20 protein-coding genes are annotated in these 21,500 nt (G+C 39.9%); 12 read left to right on the top strand and 8 right to left on the bottom strand.

What is annotated here, in order from left to right; all coding sequences use genetic code 11:
• Positions 1–53 precede the first annotated feature (53 nt).
• The 7 genes from QTN47_RS08405 to QTN47_RS08375 form a co-directional block, all read right to left on the bottom strand.
• Positions 54–1,268 carry a glycosyltransferase family 2 protein gene (locus QTN47_RS08405; protein ID WP_369328903.1) on the bottom strand — a complete coding sequence of 405 codons (1,215 nt, stop codon included), beginning with the start codon at positions 1,266–1,268 and terminating at the stop codon, positions 54–56.
• 199 nt (positions 1,269–1,467) lie between these two features.
• Complete coding sequence (locus QTN47_RS08400; RefSeq protein ID WP_369328902.1) at positions 1,468–2,502, bottom strand: NAD-dependent epimerase/dehydratase family protein; 1,035 nt, start codon at positions 2,500–2,502, stop codon at positions 1,468–1,470.
• A gap of 12 nt (positions 2,503–2,514) precedes the next feature.
• Positions 2,515–3,414 carry a glycosyltransferase family 2 protein gene (locus QTN47_RS08395; RefSeq protein ID WP_369328901.1) on the bottom strand — a complete coding sequence of 300 codons (900 nt, stop codon included), beginning with the start codon at positions 3,412–3,414 and terminating at the stop codon, positions 2,515–2,517.
• A 31-nt stretch (positions 3,415–3,445) separates the two neighbouring features.
• Positions 3,446–4,600 carry a sugar transferase gene (locus QTN47_RS08390; protein ID WP_369328900.1) on the bottom strand — a complete coding sequence of 385 codons (1,155 nt, stop codon included), beginning with the start codon at positions 4,598–4,600 and terminating at the stop codon, positions 3,446–3,448.
• A 23-nt stretch (positions 4,601–4,623) separates the two neighbouring features.
• Complete coding sequence (locus QTN47_RS08385) at positions 4,624–5,022, bottom strand: response regulator (protein WP_369328899.1); 399 nt, start codon at positions 5,020–5,022, stop codon at positions 4,624–4,626.
• 366 nt (positions 5,023–5,388) lie between these two features.
• The gene (locus QTN47_RS08380; protein ID WP_369328898.1) at positions 5,389–5,736 is read right to left on the bottom strand and encodes an Hpt domain-containing protein; all 348 of its coding nucleotides are present in this window, start codon (positions 5,734–5,736) and stop codon (positions 5,389–5,391) included.
• Between the two features lie 77 nt (positions 5,737–5,813).
• Complete coding sequence (locus tag QTN47_RS08375; RefSeq protein WP_369328897.1) at positions 5,814–7,184, bottom strand: sigma-54-dependent transcriptional regulator; 1,371 nt, start codon at positions 7,182–7,184, stop codon at positions 5,814–5,816.
• A 268-nt stretch (positions 7,185–7,452) separates the two neighbouring features.
• On the opposite strand from QTN47_RS08375, the gene gatC reads away from it, so the two are divergent.
• The 4 genes from gatC to QTN47_RS08355 all read left to right on the top strand — a co-directional run bounded on the left by gatC (position 7,453) and on the right by QTN47_RS08355 (position 12,314).
• Positions 7,453–7,752, top strand: a complete 300-nt coding sequence (gene gatC, locus QTN47_RS08370; RefSeq protein ID WP_369328896.1) for an Asp-tRNA(Asn)/Glu-tRNA(Gln) amidotransferase subunit GatC — start codon at positions 7,453–7,455, stop codon at positions 7,750–7,752.
• Between the two features lie 27 nt (positions 7,753–7,779).
• A complete protein-coding gene (locus QTN47_RS08365) occupies positions 7,780–8,499 on the top strand; it encodes an ABC transporter ATP-binding protein (protein WP_369328895.1) in 720 nt (239 codons plus the stop codon).
• A gap of 111 nt (positions 8,500–8,610) precedes the next feature.
• Positions 8,611–9,171: a cob(I)yrinic acid a,c-diamide adenosyltransferase gene (locus tag QTN47_RS08360; protein ID WP_369328894.1), complete on the top strand. Its 561-nt coding sequence runs from the start codon at positions 8,611–8,613 to the stop codon at positions 9,169–9,171.
• Between the two features lie 689 nt (positions 9,172–9,860).
• Positions 9,861–12,314, top strand: a complete 2,454-nt coding sequence (locus QTN47_RS08355) for an outer membrane beta-barrel family protein (RefSeq protein WP_369328893.1) — start codon at positions 9,861–9,863, stop codon at positions 12,312–12,314.
• Positions 12,315–12,823: 509 nt separating this feature from the next.
• On the opposite strand, the gene QTN47_RS08350 is transcribed toward QTN47_RS08355, so the two are convergent.
• Positions 12,824–13,477, bottom strand: a complete 654-nt coding sequence (locus tag QTN47_RS08350) for an ABC transporter ATP-binding protein (RefSeq protein WP_369328892.1) — start codon at positions 13,475–13,477, stop codon at positions 12,824–12,826.
• A gap of 156 nt (positions 13,478–13,633) precedes the next feature.
• On the opposite strand from QTN47_RS08350, the gene QTN47_RS08345 reads away from it, so the two are divergent.
• The 8 genes from QTN47_RS08345 to QTN47_RS08310 all read left to right on the top strand — a co-directional run bounded on the left by QTN47_RS08345 (position 13,634) and on the right by QTN47_RS08310 (position 21,500).
• The gene (locus QTN47_RS08345) at positions 13,634–13,855 is read left to right on the top strand and encodes a DUF2795 domain-containing protein (protein ID WP_090660403.1); all 222 of its coding nucleotides are present in this window, start codon (positions 13,634–13,636) and stop codon (positions 13,853–13,855) included.
• 574 nt (positions 13,856–14,429) lie between these two features.
• Entirely contained in the window at positions 14,430–15,659 is a 1,230-nt protein-coding gene (gene fucP / locus QTN47_RS08340) for an L-fucose:H+ symporter permease (RefSeq protein WP_369328891.1), read from the top strand.
• A gap of 339 nt (positions 15,660–15,998) precedes the next feature.
• Positions 15,999–16,328, top strand: coding sequence for an L-rhamnose mutarotase (locus tag QTN47_RS08335; protein ID WP_369328890.1), 330 nt, complete (start codon positions 15,999–16,001; stop codon positions 16,326–16,328).
• 75 nt (positions 16,329–16,403) lie between these two features.
• Positions 16,404–17,168, top strand: a complete 765-nt coding sequence (locus QTN47_RS08330) for an SDR family NAD(P)-dependent oxidoreductase (RefSeq protein WP_369328889.1) — start codon at positions 16,404–16,406, stop codon at positions 17,166–17,168.
• A 99-nt stretch (positions 17,169–17,267) separates the two neighbouring features.
• Entirely contained in the window at positions 17,268–18,125 is an 858-nt protein-coding gene (locus QTN47_RS08325; RefSeq protein WP_369328888.1) for a fumarylacetoacetate hydrolase family protein, read from the top strand.
• The gene (locus QTN47_RS08320; protein ID WP_369328887.1) at positions 18,112–18,942 is read left to right on the top strand and encodes an amidohydrolase family protein; all 831 of its coding nucleotides are present in this window, start codon (positions 18,112–18,114) and stop codon (positions 18,940–18,942) included. The genes QTN47_RS08325 and QTN47_RS08320 overlap by 14 nt, the downstream gene beginning before the upstream one ends.
• A gap of 163 nt (positions 18,943–19,105) precedes the next feature.
• Entirely contained in the window at positions 19,106–19,891 is a 786-nt protein-coding gene (locus tag QTN47_RS08315) for an SDR family oxidoreductase (RefSeq protein WP_369328886.1), read from the top strand.
• Positions 19,892–20,054: 163 nt separating this feature from the next.
• Positions 20,055–21,500, top strand: a complete 1,446-nt coding sequence (locus tag QTN47_RS08310) for an alpha-L-fucosidase (RefSeq protein WP_369328885.1) — start codon at positions 20,055–20,057, stop codon at positions 21,498–21,500.

The following is a 21,500-nucleotide window of genomic DNA, read 5'->3' as shown; positions in this document are numbered from 1 at the left end:
TCCCGTTTAAACTTTAGCTTCTGCAGCCAGGATAATTCTAATATAATAACTTATCAATTTTTATGCAAGATATCGTCAATAAAAACGGCTTTATAATTATCTGTCTGTAAAAAAGAACGGTTTGCTTTTTTTATATTGAAAAGTGCTTTAACCTGTCTTGAAATAAACAAGGGAATCTTGAACACGGTATTAATACTTTCTTTTGCACTAAGTAGCTTGTTCTTAAAGATTACGATATATAAGAAACTTAACAGGTAAGCCCCGAGTATTATTGCCACATACGGTACCATCTTCGGAAAGAACAATACGTTAATCAGCAATATTACCAGGGCAAGGAACAACTGGATAAAAAGGGGCGGACGCATATTGGTATAGCCGGCAAACATAACCCTGAAATTTCCTTTGAATAAGCCCGCAAAGAAGACTTTTCCCGCTTCTTTAAAATACCTGAAGTAGGCATTTATCCAACGGGTGCGTTGCTTTTGCATGCTGTTGCCGTCACTTACTTTTTCGTCGTAAAGAATTGCATCAGATGCATAGCCAATGGTTGTTTGTTTGGCCAGTTCGCATTGTAATTTTTTATCGAAACCACCAAACAGGCTATTGTAAGAAACAGATTTATACATCTTGATATCCACCACTGTACCGCGGCCGGAAATGTTCGCATTCAGACCCAGTTTTGAAGGAACACGCCTGTCAATAAAATTGTAGTACTGGTCATTGATGGTATCAAGTCTGGCAAATGTAGTGTCTATGTTTTTTGGGGCAAGGGTGCTTTGCACTGCCTTAAAGCCTTTGTTGTAGTATGCATTCATCACCTTAAAAAAGTCCGGATGCACCAGGTTGTCGGCATCAAGAATGGCCAGGGCGTCAAACTTGTCTTCGGGGATGTGCTGCAAGGCCAGCTGTATGGACTTGATTTTTGAATGAAGCGCTACCGGCGGATGGAAGATCTGAATCCTTTCATCCGCATAAGGCAGATTAATGGCCGGGCAATCGTCGGCAATAACAAAGAAAGAAATGTTATTGTAGGATTGTTTTAATAACGAATCGAGGATCGGTTCCAAAAAATCAATATTCTGGTGGAGCGGAACCAACACGGCAAAAGAATAGTTCTTTAGCTGTGGATTCTGATATGATATGCGTTTGGCAAACCTTACATTTAAAAGATCGAGCAATACGAATAAAGTCACTATAACAAAATAGCTCATTATCCATATTTCAAACGCATAAAAAATATACAACGCAATTTTTTCCGCTAATTCCATAATTATTGTTTAAGGCGGCCGTCGATACTGAAAATACTTGTTTCTGTTTGGTTTGCTATTGCAGTAACAAAAACAAGTAATTTTTTCATTGCTTTTAAAAGCAGCAAACTTCTTCATCACTCACAAAGAAGAAGTTTGCTACAACCACATTGTCAGATTTGCAAAAGAATATTAACTTCCAAAAACCAATAGCAGGTTATTAAACCAGCTCAGTTTCAGTAACCGGTTTTTCTACTATAACGGCCCATCCGTCAGGTAACTTTTCAGTTATTTCAATATTGCCGAATTCTTTACTCTTACGAGCGCCAACCACTTTGGCCCAGGCTGCCATGCGGGCAATACCTTCTTTTAAAGTGATGTTAGTGCCTTCTCCAAATACTTTGTGGGCTTTTGTATGATCTGAGTAAGCATGCAATACTTCATTACGTGCGCTAAGGTATTTGATGTCCGGAGTAGTATTAAAACATTCACCTACTACACCTGCCAGTTCGTTTACAGAGTAAGGTTTATCTGCACCTATGTTAAACACTTCGTTGTATGCTTCAGGTATAGTAACGCTTTTTGCAATAGGAATAGCAACATCATCAATGTAGCTGAATGCTCTTGTTTGTGTACCATCGCCAAATACTGTAAGCTGCTGACCTTGCATGATCTGGTTCATGAAGATGCCGATAACGTTGCGGTATTTGTCGCCAATGTTCTGATTTTCGCCATAAACGTTGTGCGGACGGAACACCACGTAGTTTAAGCCGAACATTTCGTGCGCAGCTTTAAGATCCATTTCAACAGCATATTTAGAAACACCATATGGATCCTCAGGCTGAGGAACCATTGCTTCCGTCATAGGTAGCTGGCCGGCGCCGTATACTGCGATAGAAGAAGTGAATACAAAACACTCAACTTTATGCTTAACCGATTCATTGATCAGGTTAATACTTCCGATCAGGTTTACGTTGTAGTTAAATCTGCGGATAAAGTGAGAAAGGCCTTCTGCAGCATAAGCAGCCAGGTGATATACGTAGTTGAACTTGTATTCCTCAAAAAGTTTTGTAACAAGTGCAGCATCGGTAACAGAGCCCTGCACAAATGTAACACCCTCAGGCAGATGGTCTTCAAAACCACCGCTAAGATCGTCTAATACAACCACTTTCTGTCCCATCGCAAGGCAATGCTTCGCAACGTGCGATCCGATAAATCCGGCCCCGCCGGTAACTAAGCTTGTTTTTGTTTGCATAAATGTTCAGGTTTATTGCGGAGAAATAGTTGAAGTCTGAAAATTCCACGCAATTCCTCTAAAAAAGGAGCGCAGGTGTTCAAACTGCTTTTTGATTAAAAAATTCAAAGTCGTTTTAGGCACTGTTGCTAAAGTAAAAAATGCGTAAAAAGTAACCAATTGGCTCTTCTTCGCATTCCTGCGCATATAATAGATTCTATTGCGCGTATGGTAGTACACTTTTATGGCGCTTTGCTTACCCATGGTTATGGATTCCTTATGATAGATGGTTGCATAACCCTGGTAAATAATTTTGTATCCGGCACGTATAATACGTGTGCTCCAGTCTACTTCTTCGTAGTAAATAAAAAAGTTCTCAGCAAACATGCCAACCTTTTCTATCACCTCTCTTTTTACCAGCATTGCAGCACCGTGTGCACAATGGGTGGTAGACATAAAGTCAAACTGTCCTTTGTCTTCTTGTTTATTACCAACTGTAGAATTTTGGCAGGTAAACATGTTCATACCGGTAAATCCGGCGTATTGAATAACATTGGGATGGTGGAAGAATTTGATTTTGGGACTAACCACACCAACTGCTTCATCAAAAGCAAAAGGTTCGAGTAATTTATCCAGCAAATCAGGGGTTACTTCGGTATCATTGTTTACAATAAATACATAGTCGCCCTTACTGGCCTTTATACCTACATTATTTCCGCCTGTAAAACCAAGATTTTCTTCACAGCGTATTACCTGTACATTAGGATAACCACCGCTTAAAAAGCGTTCTGTCGGATCTTCCTTAGATGCATTGTCAATTACAATGGTCTCAAAATTCTTGTAATTGAGTCTCTTGGTTGATTCCAAAAATTCGCACGTCACATCTGTCTGATTATAGTTCAGTGTGATGATGGAAATTAAGGGTTGCTTCATGTTTTACGTTTATTTTATAACTCTTTAGTTCTTAAACATTCGATTTCTGCAGCATGGCGAATGGCGTTTTTACCATTATCCACAGATCTACAAAAAGGGAATTGTTTTTCGCATAGGCGATATCCAATTCAATTCTTTCTTCAATTGACATCTCTTCTTCGCCGCGTTTCATTATCTGCCAAAGACCTGTAATACCGGCCGGTGCGTCAAAACGGTTGGCCCAATGGTCATTGGTAAGTGTTGCGGCTTCATACAAGGGTAATGGACGATTACCGACAAGAGACATGTGGCCCAGTAATACATTCAGCAACTGGGGCAACTCATCGATGCTTGTGTTTCTTAAGAAGGAGCCAATTTTTGTAACCCTTGGATCATCTTTTATCTTAAGGAATTTTGGAGTCTTGTCATCTTTCTCTTTACCGTTATACTGGTTCAAATGAGACAGATCCTGAAGCTTTTTGTCTGCATTCACAACCATTGTACGAAACTTGTAAAACTTGAAAATCTTGTAACGTCTGCCTGCTCTTTTTGAGATGTAAAAAATAGGTCCCCTGGATTCTATTTTAATAGCCAGGGCCACTACAATAAAAAGAGGCAACAACATCAGCAGCAGGGCAGAGGATACAAGAATATCCAGTGTTCTGCGCAAAAAGTGACTTACACTTCTGTTCAGATGTTTTGCGTGGTTTGGAATAACAATTTTTGAAGAAACCAGTTTTTTGTACCGGCTAAGAAAATTGATTTTAAATTCAAGATCATCAACGTCATCCAAAGAACTGATGGCGTCGTCTATAACACGGTATTTTTTAATCTCAGCGATAATTGCTTCTGAAACCTCTTGTGTATAAAGAATAACAGGAACCGCGGTATGAAGTTTTAATTTTCTTATCGCATCAATTTGCCTGGATTGCAAACCCTGTTCGTCATTTTTAATAAGAATGGCTGCTATTTCCCTTGCAGGCAACATTCTCATTTGTTCAATGGTCAGTAGATCACTTGCAAAAGGCAATTGGTACAAAGGATAGCCATGAGAAAACAGGCGCTGAGCTTCTTCTTTCTCAAAAGGACCAATTAACAATAGTAGTTTACTTTTAGTCGTCGCGCCATTTTCAGAAATCAGCAGTACCTTGTTAACCGATGGAATAGCATTTAATTGTGTGTTGTCACATTCTTGCAAAGGAACCATAGGTGTCTTTTTAAAAAAATAAATTATTCTTTTACTGGTACAGCAGACAAATAGTTAGAGGTTTTTAGTACGCCTGATAAGTGTTGTAACAGGTTAACAGGCTCAAATGGCTTTTTGATACATCCATGTATCAAGTCCTTATCGGTTGCTAAAGCAACATCTTCCAGTTGGCTGGATGATAATACTACGATAGGGATGTTTTTATATAAAATGCTTTTCTTTAAATAAACTATAAGTTCCCAACCATTAATGGAAGGCATATTTATATCAGTTAGTATTAAGTCAGGCACAAATCCTTGAGAAAGTAACATCATCGCTGTCAACCCATCATCCGCCGAACGCACATTGTATGACTTCTTAAGAATAGTTTCTAACAAATATCTCATCGGGACGTTATCTTCTACAATTAATATCTTTTTCATAATCTCATTTATTTCTGCGCCAAACGGCAGTTAATCAATTTAATAGCTACCAACATAACATACACATGCAAGCAAATGGTAACGATTAATCACAGGAAGTGGAGCAGATAATGAGTAATTCTTAAAGTGGATATTCAGGATAGAAACCGGAAATTTCAAAGGAGGATAAACGGTAGCGGAATTTCCAGGATTGGATGGATTGCTTTTGTTTATGCTAAAATAGTAAACTTCCACAAAGAAGCAAAAAAAAAGTGAAAAACTCTTTTAAAAAAATAATTTATTAATAGTCTCTAATACATTTTAATAATGCTGATATTTTAAAAAGCACTTTAGGATTACACAAAATATGTTTTTACCAGGAAAGATTTACTTCAAAAAACTTGCCATTAATTCATCTCTGGTAAGATATACAACTTCACACACTTTTGTTACCAGTGCAGGCACTGTGTGCAGCTCAATATTTTGTTTGGTTCTTGATTCAATTTGCAAAATATCGTCCCGAATGCTCTCAATACGCATTGTATCAATAGAAGGTTTAAGCTTGTGGGCTAACTGACTAACAGCCTGCCAGTTACTTTCGTCGCAGGCAATCTGCATTTCATCGGCCATCGGAGGAATAGTTTCACAGAAAACTCCCGCGAGCTCTTTTACGAAATTGATATCATTATTGGTTAATTCCAGAAGATGTTCAATATTGAAATATGAATTTGTCATGGTATAAGCAGCATATCCCGGTTTTGAAATTGGCGCAGGGCGGTTAACTGTAATTTCGCAGAAAATAAATAGTATAATTAATTTTGATATTTGGAAACTACCAGCTCATTATTCTTGATCATGCGATAAATAGTAGATTTACCAATATCTAATTTTTCAGCCACCTTTAACACATCGTACTGGTAGACTTCAAGATAATGTTGAATTAGCCGCGTGGTAAAATCCCTGAGCGTGACGTCTTCACCATTCATTTTTTCGATATAGCTGTTGCTTGAAATATTGATATGCGGGGCGTCTATTTCATTTTCATCACTCATTACACAAGCCAGTTCTACAATTGATTTCAGCTCGCGGATATTGCCCGGAAAATTATACAGCATCAGCTTTTTCTTAGCTTCAACGGTAAGCGTTTTTGACTGCAGACTGTTTTCCCTGCAAAACTGGTCAATGAAAAAACGTGCAATAAGTATAATGTCATTTCCCCTTTCTCTAAGGGGTGGAACAACTATTGGCAAACCCAGAAGCCGGTAATACAGATCTTCTCTGAACCGGCCATTTTTAACTTCATGCAGCAGGTTTTTGTGTGTGGCCACAATTATCCGGACGTCTATAGGGATCAGTTGATTGCTTCCTACACGTGTAATTTCTTTTTCCTGAAGAACCCGTAATAGCTTTGCCTGAAGGCTTAGATCCATTTCGCCAATCTCATCAAGAAATAGAGTTCCTTTATGTGCTTCCTCAAATTTTCCGATGCGCCTTCCGGCGGCACCCGTAAAAGCACCTTTTTCGTGGCCAAATAATTCGCTTTCCAACAACTCTTTGGGTATTGCTGCAACATTTACGGCTACAAAAGGCTGTTTTTTACGAAATGAATTAAAATGTATTGACTTTGCTACCAATTCCTTACCGGTACCTGTCTCTCCATTAATAGAAACTGTGATATTTGTTTTTGAAGCCTTGTCTATCCATTGAAACACCTGGCGTATCGGATCGCTGTTACCGATCATCACTTTCTGGAAATCATATTTTTTGGCCACTTCATTTCTCAGGCTGTCGAGCTCTTTCTTCAATTCTATTGTTTCCCGTAAATGTTCAACAGCTATCCAAAGACGTTCCTTCGTGTCGTCATCTTTTACAATGTAATCGTGAACGCCTTTCTTTAAAAGATCTATCGCAATCTTAATGTCATTCTGGCCGGAGATAAAAATGATCTTGGTGTCCGGGCTTAATTCCTTTACCTGAGACAGAAGTTGGTCGCCCGTTCCATCGGGGAGTGAATAGTCAAGCGTAACTATATCGGGCTTTTCATGGAGGGCATCTAGAAACGCCCTTGCAGAAGTAAATTTCTTTACATGGTGCTCCGGGTTTAGCGAAAGATGATGTGCTAACAATGAGCAATAAAAGGCATCATCCTCTACAATATGTATTAAGATAGGCGTTGGTTTCATAAAATATTAAACATTCCTTTGAGAGATGTAAATATCGTTGTTTCTTTTAAACCGTCATAAAAGACTTAATGTAGATAAGCATTTCTTAAGCCAGTTTTACAATGAATATAGCCCTAAAAACGCAGTTAATAGCCGCTTCTATAAAAATTTCCGTTTTCTAGAAACGAACGGTTATTTTTGTTAGAGATGAGTTTTTAAACTCATGAATGCCAAACATTATACTTTAAAGGGCAAAATGTTTGGTTAGTAAAAGTTTTAAAGTAAGCAGATGAAAGTTACAGACGAATTAATTGACAACCTGGCGCATTTATCCAGACTGCATTTTAGTGAAAGTGAGAAAACCGCGTTGAAAGGCGATTTTGAAAGGATTCTGAACTTTGTTGAACAATTAAGTGAAATTGATACAACAGGTGTTGAACCCTTACTTCATATGGGCGATGCGATCAACGTGTTGAGAGAAGACGAGGTAAAAGGCTCTGTTACAAGGCAGGAAGCTTTGCTGAACGCCCCGTTGCATGATGATGTTTTTTTCAAGGTACCTAAAGTGATTAAAAATCCATCAGCATAATTTTCTTAAAACAATACAGGAAGCAACATGCAATCCATCATTCATCTTGAACAGATCCGGAAGTCGTATTTCATGGGCTCGCAGTCCATTGAAGTTCTGAGAGGCATTTCGCTTGATATATTTAAGAATGAATATGTGGCGCTGATGGGCCCCAGTGGTAGTGGAAAAAGTACATTGATGAATATTCTGGGCTGCCTGGATACGCCAACCGGAGGAACCTATGTGCTCAATGGTAAAGACGTAAGCAAGATGACGGATGATGACCTGGCAGATGTGCGCAACCATGAAATAGGATTCGTGTTTCAGCAATTCAATCTTTTGCCAAGACTTACAGCTGCCGAAAACGTTGCCCTGCCACTTGTTTATGCGGGTGTTAGTAAGAAAGAAAGAATGGAGAGAGCCCTTGATTCACTTAAAAAAGTTGGGCTGGAAACCAGGAGTCATCATAAGCCAAATGAAATGAGCGGCGGACAGATTCAACGTGTAGCAATAGCGAGGGCGCTGGTAAACAATCCATCAATATTGCTTGCGGATGAGCCAACCGGTAACCTCGATTCCAAGACTTCTGTGGAAGTGATGGAGATCTTCGGACAAATCCAGGCCGCAGGAAACACTGTAGTATTGGTTACACACGAAGAAGATATTGCTGCTTATGCAAAAAGGGTAATTCGCCTGCGTGACGGAGTGATTGAAAGCGATCATCCAAAAGCACATGAACTGTCGGCTGTACACCATAATGAGCTGTGAGCTATCAGCAATCAGCTCTTAGCTGAAGGCATAAGGCTTCATAATTCTATTTCTGTAGTATACTCATCGTGCATTCACATCTAAAATCGTACATCTTACATCTTACATAGCATGGCTTTAAAGATCTATACCAGGACAGGCGATAAAGGAAAAACCTCACTTATCGGTGGAACCAAAGTCCCCAAAAGTCATATCCGCATTGAAAGTTACGGTACAGTTGATGAATTGAATTCTTATATAGGATTGCTGAATGATCATTTGAATGATAGCCATACAAAAGATGTTTTAAAAGAAGTACAGGACAGGCTTTTTACCATTGGTTCATCGCTGGCATGTGACCCGGAAAAGGAACCGTTGATGAAGATTCCGGATCTTAAAGAAGAGGATATTACTTTTCTTGAGAAAGAGATCGATAAAATGAACGAAGTATTACCGGCAATGAAATATTTTATCCTTCCCGGCGGTCATGTTGCGGTTTCAACGGCTCACGTTACCCGGTGTGTTTGCCGCAGGGCCGAACGCATCTGTGTACAGATGCAGGAGGAAGGCATGTTTGTAGAACCTATAGTAATTAAATACATCAACCGTTTGAGCGATTATCTTTTTGTCGTGGCAAGATATGCCGCGCATTTGTTTAAGGTAGAAGAAGTGGCCTGGAAACCGAGAGTGTAAAGCTGTCAGCTATCAGCTCTGAGCTATCAGCTATTTTGTCTAACCGCTTGTTTCTACACATATAGCACTTTTCGCAGACCGCACATTTGCATTCGCGCGTACATATTTCATGTTAGCTCAGCATTGTCAATTTTCAATCATTATTGTCCGACTAAATTTCAACAACTTAAGTGGCGATCCTTGTTAGGTTAAAGGTTACAGACGAACTTCAGTGAAGCGAATCCCTTCGGGCAATGTCATTAAGTTAAGAGTTTTCATATCAAACGCTTATAAAATATCACCATCAGTTCTATATTCGGGAGACCTCTCCTGTCGTCGAGGTGACGTTGAGGTTGCAGACTTGCTCATTATTCTGTACTTGGTATTGATGCTGTTGTGATTACTTTTTCTGATAAGCCAGGATCGTCATATCGACGATAGGAGATATCTCCCAAAGTTGAAGATGTCTGTGCTTAACTTAATGACATAACGTTAGTTAGTTTCTGAAGAGCGCAGATGGGACGCTAACAGCTGTCTTCCTTCACAATGAGTGTTCTGTAAATAATTTTTTCAACTGCTTGCATTCTTTCTTTTATTGTAGTACTTTATAGAGAATATATTTTAAGAAAAACACAAAGTAAGGTCCCCAAAATCTTTGATTTTTTGCGATTATAGGTAGGTGATGATTTCTAACATTCCAACTGATTCGCATGAAAAAAACACCCGTACTCCCGAAACGGTTAACAACACTTCTATTTGTTGTACTTCATTTTTTTGTTGCTTCTGTATCATTCAGCCAGGCCATTAAAGGAACAGTTGTTGATTCGGTTAGTAAACCGATGCCCCGTGCAAACGTATTGTTGTTGAAAGCAAAGGACTCTTCGTTGGTGAAAGCAATTATGTGTGATGAGAAAGGAACTTATTTTTTTGAAAATATTGCCGAAGGAAATTACCTGATCGTTTCCAATTTCGTGAACTACAAGGAAGCTTATAGTCATCCGTTTGTTGTTAATAAAACCAATCCAAAAATTTCGGTTCTTCCAATTATTCTGAAGGAGCAGACCACTGCTTTAAAAGAGGTTGCTGTTTCCGTTAAAAAGCCGCTATTGGAACAGAAGATAGACCGGCTCGTTATTAATGTAGCAAGCAGCATTACATCTGCAGGCAACACTGCACTGGAAGTGCTTGAGCGTTCCCCGGGTGTTATTGTCGATCATCAGAACAATAGTATTGCGATGAATGGCAAAAGCGGTGTTGTATTAATGATCAACGGAAAAATAAGCAGGGCGCCGGTTTCCGCAGTGATGCAATTACTCGAATCAATGCCATCGGGCAATATCGAGAAAATAGAATTGATCACTACCCCACCTGCCAACCTTGATGCGGAGGGCAACGCAGGATACATAAACATTGTGTTGAAAGAAAATAATAATGTGGGTACTAACGGTTCTTTTTCCGGAACGATTGGCTATGGCAAGGGGCTGGTGACACAAGCAGCCGTTAATGTAAACCACCGCAAGGGGAAAATAAATTTGTACGGAGATCTTTCGTATTCACGGGTTCGTAAGCCTCTGCCGATAGATGCTTATAGTATTATTTCAAATGGCGGCATTGAAACGAAAACCACTTTTACTACCGATAGAATGGAAACAATCCCGAATGTGAATGGAAGGGCAGGTATCGATATTGAGCTTTCTAAAAAAACAATGCTGGGCATCTTATTTTCCGGATATAACAATAAGTACCAACAAACAGAACATAACATTAGTTCTATTACTAAGAATGGCGCATTGGATACAACGATACATCACTATAATAATGAAATTAATCACTGGTATAGTTTGACCGGAAACATTAACCTGCAACATAATTTTAATGAAACTGACAAACTGGTTTTCAACGTGGATTATATGTACTACAAGAATAATCAACCGGTGAATTACCAAAGTGTTTATTATGATGGGAATAGCCATTATGTGTATGAAGAATACTTCAGGAGTGGAAAAAAAACGCCTATGTCTTTTTGGATTTTCGCGGTTGATTATTCTAAAAAAATAGGCAAGAAGCTTAGTTTGGATGCAGGTTTGAAAGAAACCATTTCGATGTTTGATAACGATATTAGTTTCGATCGGTTAATACAGAATGAGTGGGTGAGGGATGATTCATTATCTGCAAAATATACGCTGAAGGAAAATTACAGTGCCGCCTATACGTCTTTAAACGCAAAGCTCGGTAAACGTACAGAAGCTAAGCTGGGATTGCGTTATGAGTACACCAACTCGAACCTGGGAACTGTTGAACAAAAAGACATTGTTGACAGGCACTATGGCAATCTTTTTCCGAGTTTTTTTATTACACATAAAATCAACGACAACAACTCTGTCGATTTTTCTTATAGCCGTCGCATAACCCGGCCGACTTTTGCCGACCTGGCTCCATTTACTTATTATGCAAACGCCAACACACTAATAACAGGTAATCCGGCTTTGCAGCCTGCCATTTCCGATAACTTTAAAGCAGGATACACGTTTAAGAGTTATCTGCTTTCTGTTTCGTATTCTAAAGAAGACAATTCCATTGCAAGGTTTCAGCCACATTCAGATTCTTCGACCAACAAATTGATATTGTCTGCCGAAAATCTTAACAACGAAAAAACGGTTTCGGTCATTCTTTCTTTGCCATTTAACGTAACCAAATGGTGGGTGATGCAGATGAGTATAACAGGCTTGTGGCAGCAGGTAAATGCAACGTATAAAGGCAGTCCTGTTTCTGTAAAGCAGATGAATTATAATATCAACGGAAGCCAGCGATTTACATTGCCAAAGGATTTTTCTATAGAATTATCCGGTTATTATCAGTCGAAATTTTTAGCTGGTATTTATGAAGTAAGTGGTTTGGGATCGCTGGACGTTGGTATAAAGAAAAAACTGCGCGGGAGAGGAGGAGCCTTTACATTGAATGCGATGAATATTTTGAACACATCCCGCTTTAAAGCACAGGTAAATATTCCGGAGCACAACCTTGTTACAGCGTTTAAAATAAACTTTTCACAGCCTACCCTAAAACTTACCTACACACGAAATTTTGGCAACGAGAAACTAAAGGCGACCAGAAATTATTCAACCAGTGCGGAAGAGGTAAATCAAAGAACGCAAAGAAACTGACGATTAAGTTTTGAGTTTTACCGGAAGAATACTTCTCTACAACTAGTGAATAGTGAATGGTCAATGGTGAAGGGCGCAAACCGGTTGAATAAATGCATGCGGCTCTAGTCAGTATTGGCCGGTGTGTAAGGCCTTATATTCCTTTACATGCCTTCTCTACAACTAGTGAATAGTGAATGGTCAATGGTGAAGGGCGCAAGCCGGTTGAATAAATGCATGCGGCTCTAGTCAGTATTGGCCGGTGTGTAAGGTTTTATATTCCTTTACATGCCTTCTATACAACTAGTGAATAGTGAATGGTCAATGGTGAAGGGCGCAAACCGGTTGAGTAGGTATAAACGGTTCTAGTCAGTATTGGCCGGTGTGTAAGACCTTATATTCCCTTACATGCCTCATATGGTTTAAAAAAATTCGCTTCGGTCAGCTTTCAGCTTTGCGCTTTAGGCTTTAAGCTTTGTCAGTTGTTTACAAAGAAATGTTGGCGCGGCCGACATCTTACTTCTATGCACTCAATTAATAATTTTTCCATCCTTCATGTGTAATATCCTGTCGCTCATATCAGCTAATTCTTCGTTATGTGTAACGATCAGAAAGGTTTGTTTGAATTCATTGCGGAGCTGAACAAAAAGATCGTGCAGATCATTTGCGTTTTTGCTGTCCAGATTTCCCGTTGGTTCATCGGCAAACACAATAGAAGGCTTGTTGATCAGGGCGCGCGCCACAGCTACTCTCTGTTGCTCGCCGCCACTCAGCTGCTGCGGTTTATTGTCGAACCGCTGACCAAGGCCGAGAATTTCCAGGAGATGCATGGCTTGATCATACACATCTTTTCGCTTTCTTCCGGCAATCCATCCAGGAATACAAATATTTTCTACAGCGGTAAATTCGGGAAGCAGGTGGTGAAACTGGAAAACAAAGCCGATATTGGCGTTCCTGAAATTAGCCAGCTTCTTGCCTGTGTAAGTATGCAGCGGTGTGTTGTTAAGAAATATTTTGCCGCTATCCGCGGAATCCAGCGTTCCGAGGATGTGTAGCAAGGTACTTTTTCCGGCACCCGAGGAACCCACAATAGAAACAATTTCGCCCTGGTTTATCTCAATATCAACGCCCTTCAACACTTCCAATTGCCCGTATTTTTTATGAATGCCTTCAGCTTTAAGCATAAAATTGAATTTCTGGATAACAGCAAACCTACCCACAATAAAGAAAGAAAAAGCAGTTATCCCGAAATTTTTATTAATATTTACTTACTTAAGCAACCGTACATTTGGTTATTTCGTTACAAAACTTACATTTGCGCAAAAATTAAAAGGCTTACTATGTTCTGGACACTAGAATTAGCCAGTTATCTTGAAGATGCTCCCTGGCCTGCAACCAAAGATGAATTAATCGATTATGCCATCCGTTCCGGTGCTCCTATTGAGGTAGTGGAAAACCTTCAGGAGTTGGAAGACGAAGGTGAGGTCTATGAGAGTATAGAAGATATCTGGCCGGATTACCCGAGCCAGGAAGATTTCCTGTTTAACGAAGACGAGTATTAAGGTACTCCTATATAGCTAATCAAGGGATAAACCACCGGGTTGCCTGTTTTAAAAGCACTTTATGGTTTATCCCTTTAAACAAAACAACGTTCACAAAGAACGATAGACAGCTAAATATGTATTTGCTGCAACCCTTAAGCCTGCCTGAAAAATTTCTTCTTTTCCAATTTATAGCGCCAACCCGGTCGGGTTTATTTTTAAGTCAGTCACTTAAGCTCAAATACCTGCCTTATTTTTTTGATAGAACGTATCATGCTGTAAACGGCAGTCTCAAACATATCCTCGCCATAAAGCTTGCCGCACAATAACTGACTGTTGTTCGTATTGATTGTAGCTGCTACAACTATTTTTTATATAGCTTGTATTGCTTAACTTGTATGCCGCCGGAAAAGCAGTAGAGACAAATGCCGGATGTAACGAAGAAGTGTGTACTTAATTTTTCACTCCTTGACTGGTTAAAAAACGGTAACATTAAGATAAAAAACAGGAATCAAAAACACCTTAAAAAGAATTTCTTTGAAAGCTAAAGTTTTCTTTCGAAGTAATTTTAATACGATGCACAAACCATATGAATATGTCAAAAAATAAATACCTCTTTCCGCTAATCCTAGTAACATCTCTGTTTTTTTTGTGGGGCTTTGCTTATGGGCTTTTAGACGTACTGAATAAGCATTTTCAGGAAGCGCTGAACATTACAAAAAGACGGTCAACGCTTTTGCAGGGCGCCTATTTTGGTGCCTATTTTTTGATCGCGCTGCCTGCAGGTATCATGATGAATAAGTATGGCTATAAGAGAGGTATTATCACCGGACTTTTGTGTTATGCAGTAGGTGCGTTTTTGTTTTATCCGGCGGCACAAATGGCCAGTTTTAACTTCTTTTTACTGGCGTTGTTTATTCTTGCAGCAGGGTTAACCTGTCTTGAAACGGCTGCCAACCCTTATGTAACGGTGCTGGGTGACCCGGTAACGTCAGAAACAAGATTGAACCTTTCGCAATGCTTTAATGGTCTCGGTGCTTTTCTTGGACCTGTTATCGCCGCAGATTTGTTCTTTGGAAGCAGCGATAAAGGAAACCTGGATTCAGTAAAAATGATCTACATTATTATTGGTGTAGTAGTGCTGGTTGTTGCCGGACTGTTTGTACGCACCAGGCTTCCGGAAATAAAGGAAAGCGAGCAGGTTTCTTCGGCAAGTCTTGATAAAAAGCCTTTGTTTAGTCATAGCAACTTTACAGGCGGAGTAATTGCTCAATTTTTTTATGTAGCTGCCCAGGTGGGTATTGCTGCGTTGTTCATTAACTATTGTACTGAAAGCGGTAACGGAATTGACAATTCAAAGGCTTCGCATTTGTTATCTGTAAGTTTGTTATTGTTTACTATTGGCCGGTTTGTTGGTACAGCACTTATGCGTAAGGTTGCACCAAATAAGCTGCTTACGGTTTATGCAGTTATCAATATTGTTTTATGTGCGCTGATAATGATGAATAAGGGATGGATGTCCATTTATTCTTTAATGATCGTGTTCTTCTTTGAATCAATTATGTTCCCCACCATTTTTGCATTAGGTGTAAAAGATCTTGGCCATCACACAAAAAAAGGATCGTCTTTTATTATCATGTCCATCGTGGGTGGTGCGTTGGTTCCTTATGTAATGGGTGTTTTGGCTGATAACCGTTCAACAGCCTTCGCATATATAGTACCGTTAGTGTGCTTTATCATTGTAGCATGGTATGGCTGGAAAGGATATAAAGTGAAAGGTGGCGTGCAGTCTTCGGAAGAAGTGAAGGTGGCGTTCAGGCATTAATTGTGAATGGTGAATGGTAGTACAGCGTGACGGTCATTTGGTCAATAGTGAATGGTGAATAGTGAAAGGTGTTACAGCGTGACGTAATTTACACGGATGATAGTGTTAGAGAGTTGTTTGAGAATTGAAGCGTGTAGCATCCCAGGTACTTCATAGTTCGTACTTCGTACTTGCAAATCATGTTGTAAAAAGAAAAGAAACGCTGATTCACCTAACGTACTTCGTACTTGCAAATCATGTTGTAAAAAGAAAAGAAACGCTGATTCACCTAACGTACTTCGTACTTCGTAATTCGTACTTGTTATGTGTATCTAAGAATAAATAAAATTTGTCAAAAGAATGAAAAGATATTGCCTCGCATTAGATCTGGTAGATGATGAAAAAATGATAGCTGAGTATGAAGATTATCACACTCGTGTTGCACCTGAAATTAAGGAAAGCATTACGGGTGCAGGAATAACAGTAATGGATATTTATCGCGCAGGCAACCGGTTGTTTATGATTATGGAAACAACCGATGATTTTTCTTTTGAAGAGAAAGACAAAATGGACGCTGCTAATCCAAAAGTACAGGTGTGGGAGCAGTTGATGTGGAAATATCAACAGGCACTGCCTTTTGCAAAGCCCGGTGAAAAATGGGTGATCATGAAGCAGATATTTGCTTTGTAAAAACAGCAACCAATAATCCAATCGAACAGGCAATTACTAAAACGATTTTTAAATAAAACATTAAAAGACCAGCATATGTTCAGTTTACAGGATAAGCATGCTGTAGTAACAGGCGGGGGAAGCGGTATAGGAAAAGCAGTATGCCTGTTGTTCGCGCAACAGGGGGCAACAGTGCATATTATTGATATCGGAGAGGAAGCTTCAAGTGCCACAGCGAATGAGATCAGGCAGAACGGAGGAAAAGCGGAAGCACATGTATGTGATGTTACCAATCAACAACAAGTGACCGATATTTTCGGATCAATAAAAACTATAGACATTCTTGTTAACAGTGCCGGTGTATCTCATATCGGCAAAGCTGATACGACCAGTGAAGCTGATTTTGACCGCATTTTTAATGTCAATGTTAAAGGCGTATACAACTGTCTTTATGCAGCAATACCACTTATGAAACAAAAAGGCGGCGGCGTTATACTCAATATGAGCTCCGTTGCAGCAGTTGTCGGGTTGGTTGATCGTTTTGCTTATTCAATGAGTAAGGGCGCAGTTGCTGCCATGACATTATCTGTTGCCAAAGATTACCTGGCCGACAACATCCGTTGTAATTCAATTTCTCCGGGACGCGTACACACGCCATTTGTGGATGGTTTTCTTAAAAAGACATATCCTGGTAAAGAAGCTGAAATGTTTGAAAAATTGTCTAAAACACAACCGATCGGGCGTATGGGTAAACCTAGCGAAATTGCGGGATTGATCCTTTACCTGTGCAGCGAAGAAGCATCTTTTATTACCGGTACAGATTACCCGATTGATGGCGGATTTATTAAATTAAATACTTAAAATAATGGAGAATGGATAATTGACAATTGAAAATGCCAGAAGCAATTTGGCGCTCATTGTCAATTGTCAATTTTCAATTGTCAATTAAATAAACAAATTATGAAACTGATCAGATTTGGTGAGGCTAATAAAGAAAAAACAGGAATAATCATTGGAGATGTGAAGTATGATACTTCTGCATTTGGTGAAGATTACAATGAGCAATTTTTTGAGCACGATGGCTTAAACAGATTGCAAAAGTTTTTGGATGAAAATCAATCCAATCTTCCTGAAGTGCCCGCTGATGTGCGCCTGGGAAGCCCTGTGGCACGCCCTTCTAAAATCATCTGCATTGGCTTAAATTATGCGGATCATGCGAAAGAAACAGGTGCAGCAACACCTTCTGAACCGGTGATTTTCTTTAAGTCCACAACCTCTCTGACAGGTCCGAACGACCCGATCATGATTCCTAAAGATTCTGTAAAAACAGACTGGGAAGTAGAGCTGGCAATCGTTATTTCAAAGAAAGCAAGTTACGTGGAAGAAAGCGAAGCGTTAGATCATGTTGCAGGTTACGTTTTGCACAATGATGTAAGTGAAAGAGAATTTCAATTAGAAAGAAATGGTACATGGGATAAGGGTAAAGGCTGCGACACTTTTGCACCACTCGGGCCATTCCTTGCAACACCAGATGAAATTGATGATATCAATAACATGCGTCTTTGGCTGACTGTAAATGGCACAAAAATGCAGGATGGTACTACTGCAAATCTTATTTTCAAAATACCGTTCATCATCTCTTACGTAAGTAAATTTATGACGCTACTGCCTGGCGATGTAATTTCTACAGGAACGCCGGCAGGTGTAGGATTGGGTATGAACCCACAGGTATTTTTAAAAGCAGGTGATGTTGTAGAACTGGGCATTGACGGTTTAGGTTCATCTAAACAGCAGCTTATAGCTTATGCAAAAAATTGATGCACATCAGCATTTTTGGCAGTACGATCCGGTTGCGCATAGCTGGATTCCGGATGAATCTATAAAGAAAGATTTTATGCCGGAGGACCTCTATCCTGTATTACAACGGAATGGTCTTGACGGATGCGTGTTGGTGCAGGTAGACCAGACTGAAGCAGAGAATGATTTTCAGTTGCAGAATGCCGAAAAGTTTGATTTTATTAAAGGCTATGTGGGCTGGGTTGATCTGCAGTCTGAAGATATTGCAGAAAGGCTCTCATACTATAAAAGCTTTGATAAAGTAAAAGGGTTCAGGCACATTCTCCAGGGAGAAGCAGACAGAGCTTTAATGCTGAAACCAGCCTTCACTAACGGTATTGGCTTGTTGAAGCAGTTTGGCTTTACTTACGATATTCTTATCTTTCCTGATCAGTTGAAATATGCAGCTGACCTCGTAAAGCAGTTTCCCGATCAGCCTTTTGTAATTGATCATATCGCCAAACCATATATCAAAGATGGTTTGATTGATGAATGGAAGACGGATATAGAAACCATTGCACAGAATGAAAATGTGTTTTGTAAAATATCCGGAATGGTAACAGAAGCCGATCATAAAAACTGGAAGAAAGAACAATTCACTCCTTACCTGGATGTAGTGGTGAATGCATTCGGCCCATATCGCATTATGTACGGTTCGGATTGGCCGGTGTGCCTTGCAGCCGGTTCTTATGAAGCGATGAAAGAAATAGCAGAAGACTATTTTTCTTCCTTCACTCAGTCCGAGCAAAATGCTTTTTGGGGTGGCAATGCAATAAAATTTTATGGGTTGGAGGAATAAGCAATAACAATCCTGTTCGTACATACACCAAATTAAAAGTTAATCAACCAGCTCAGGCAAAAAGCTCACTGCTGATTGCTGAAAGCTGACAGCTAATAAATTAATCAACCGGCCGGAGCAACAGCTGATAGCTGATTGCTGAAAGCTGACAGCTAAAATAACTATGGACTTACAATTAAAAGATAAGATCATCATTGTAACAGGCGGTGCAAAAGGTATTGGCGAAGGCATTGTAAAAGTGCTTGCATCAGAAGGTGCTATACCTGTTATCGTGGGAAGAAATGAAGAAGACAATACCAAAACCTTGCAGGAAGTAGAAGCTGCAGGCGGCAAGGCTTTTCAGGTCGTAGCGGAACTCACAAAACCTGAAGAGTGTGAGAAAGCTGTAAAGACGATTCTTGAAAAAGCAGGCCGCATTGATGGCCTCGTAAATAACGCTGGTGTAAACGACGGTGTTAACCTGGAAAATGGCAATTATGAAGCCTTTATGGCGTCGCTCCATAAAAACCTGGTACACTATTATCTGATGGCACAGTATGCACTTCCTGAGCTTAAGAAAAGCAAAGGAGCCATCGTGAACATCACTTCTAAAACAGCAGAAACAGGACAGGGCGGAACATCTGCATATGCGGCAGCAAATGGTGGCAGAAATGCACTTACACGCGAGTGGGCTGTTGAGTTGCTGAAATACGGCATTCGTGTGAATGCAATTGTTGTTGCTGAATGCTGGACGCCTTTGTATGAAAACTGGATTAAGACTTTGCCCAATCCGGATGAAAAATTAAAACAGATCGTTGCAAAAATTCCGTTGGAAAACAGAATGACAACATCTGAAGAAATTGCGAATACAACGGCATTTTTGTTGTCAGAAAGATCCAGCCATACAACCGGCCAATTGATTCATGTGGATGGGGGATATGTGCACCTGGATAGGGCGATTGAAAATTAAATTAGGTATCAGGTACCAGGTTTCAGGTATCAGGTATAAGGCGTAAGGTATAAGGTATCCACTTAAGGTCATCTACCTTATGACTCATACCTCAAGCCTCAAACCTCAAACCTCAAACCTCAAACCTCAAACCTGATACCTAAAATCAACCAAACTGCTTTATATGAAAAAACGACTCATTGCCTTATTAACCCTGGTAACGTGTGTAATCGCTACACATGCACAGGACCGTTATCAGGCTACCTGGGAATCCTTAAAAAAATACCAGACACCCGATTGGTTTAAAGATGCAAAGTTTGGAATATTCATTCACTGGGGAGTTTACTCCGTTCCTGCATTTAACAGTGAATGGTATCCAAGAAATATGTATCAACAAGGTTCAGATGAGTTCAAGCATCATGTAGCAACATATGGTCCGCAAAGTAAATTTGGATATAAAGATTTTATTCCGCAGTTTAAAGCAGAGAAATTTAATGCAGATGAGTGGGCGGATCTTTTTGTAAAATCCGGTGCAAAATATGTAGTGCCTGTGGCAGAACATCATGATGGATTTGCAATGTACAAGACGACTTTATCCAAATGGAACGCGGCGGAAATGGGACCAAAGCGGGATATAATTGGTGAATTGAGCCAGGCGATCAAGAAAAAAAATATTGTATTTGGATTGTCTTCTCATCGCATCGAGCACTGGTTTTTTATGAATGGAGGCAGGAAGTTTGATTCTGATGTGAATGATCCTAAATACGCTGACTTTTATGGTCCGGCAAGAGAAGAAAATGAGACCATGTCTCCGGAATACATGAATGATTGGTTATTGAGATGTACGGAGTTGGTGGACAAATATCAACCGCAGTTATTCTGGTTCGACTGGTGGATAGAACAACCGGCTTTGGATGCATATAAAAAATCATTTGCATCTTACTATTACAACAAAGGCCTGGAGTGGAACAAAGGTGTGGTGATCAACTACAAATATGAGGGCTTTAAAGAAGGTACTGCCGTACTGGATATAGAGCGCGGAAAACTTACTGGCATCAGGGATTTATATTGGCAAACAGATGACGCAGTTGGATTTAAATCCTGGGGTTATATTCCCGACGAAAGCTTTAAATCCCCCAAATACCTGATCACGAATTTGGTTGACATCGTTAGCAAAAACGGAAATCTTTTATTGAATATCGGTCCCAAACCGGATGGAACAATTCCCCAGGAACAACAGGATCTTTTACTTGCAATTGGCAAATGGCTTGGTGTAAACGGCGAAGCAATCTACGGTACAAGACCATGGAAGACATTCGGTGAAGGCCCTACCGAAGTTGTTGGCGGCGCTTTTGGTGATAGTAAAATGAAACCTTTCACAGCTCAGGATATTCGGTTCACAACAAAAGGAGATGCATTGTACGCTATCGCGCTTGATGTGCCAAAAACTGCTATTACCGTTAGATCGCTTGCAGCCGGCACCGGGAAAGATGGGGTTGCTTCGGTTGAGCTGGTCGGAAGCAGTGAAAAAGTTAGCTGGTCGCAAAAGAGTGATGGACTTGTAATTCAGCCTCTAAAAAATTATCCCTCAGAAAACGCTGTGACTTATAAAATTTTGTTGAAGAAATAA

This window comes from Danxiaibacter flavus (assembly GCF_041060425.1).
GTDB lineage: Bacteria > Bacteroidota > Bacteroidia > Chitinophagales > Chitinophagaceae > Danxiaibacter > Danxiaibacter flavus.
Note: the sequence above shows the minus strand (reverse complement) of the source record. Positions and strands in the feature narration are given on the sequence as shown.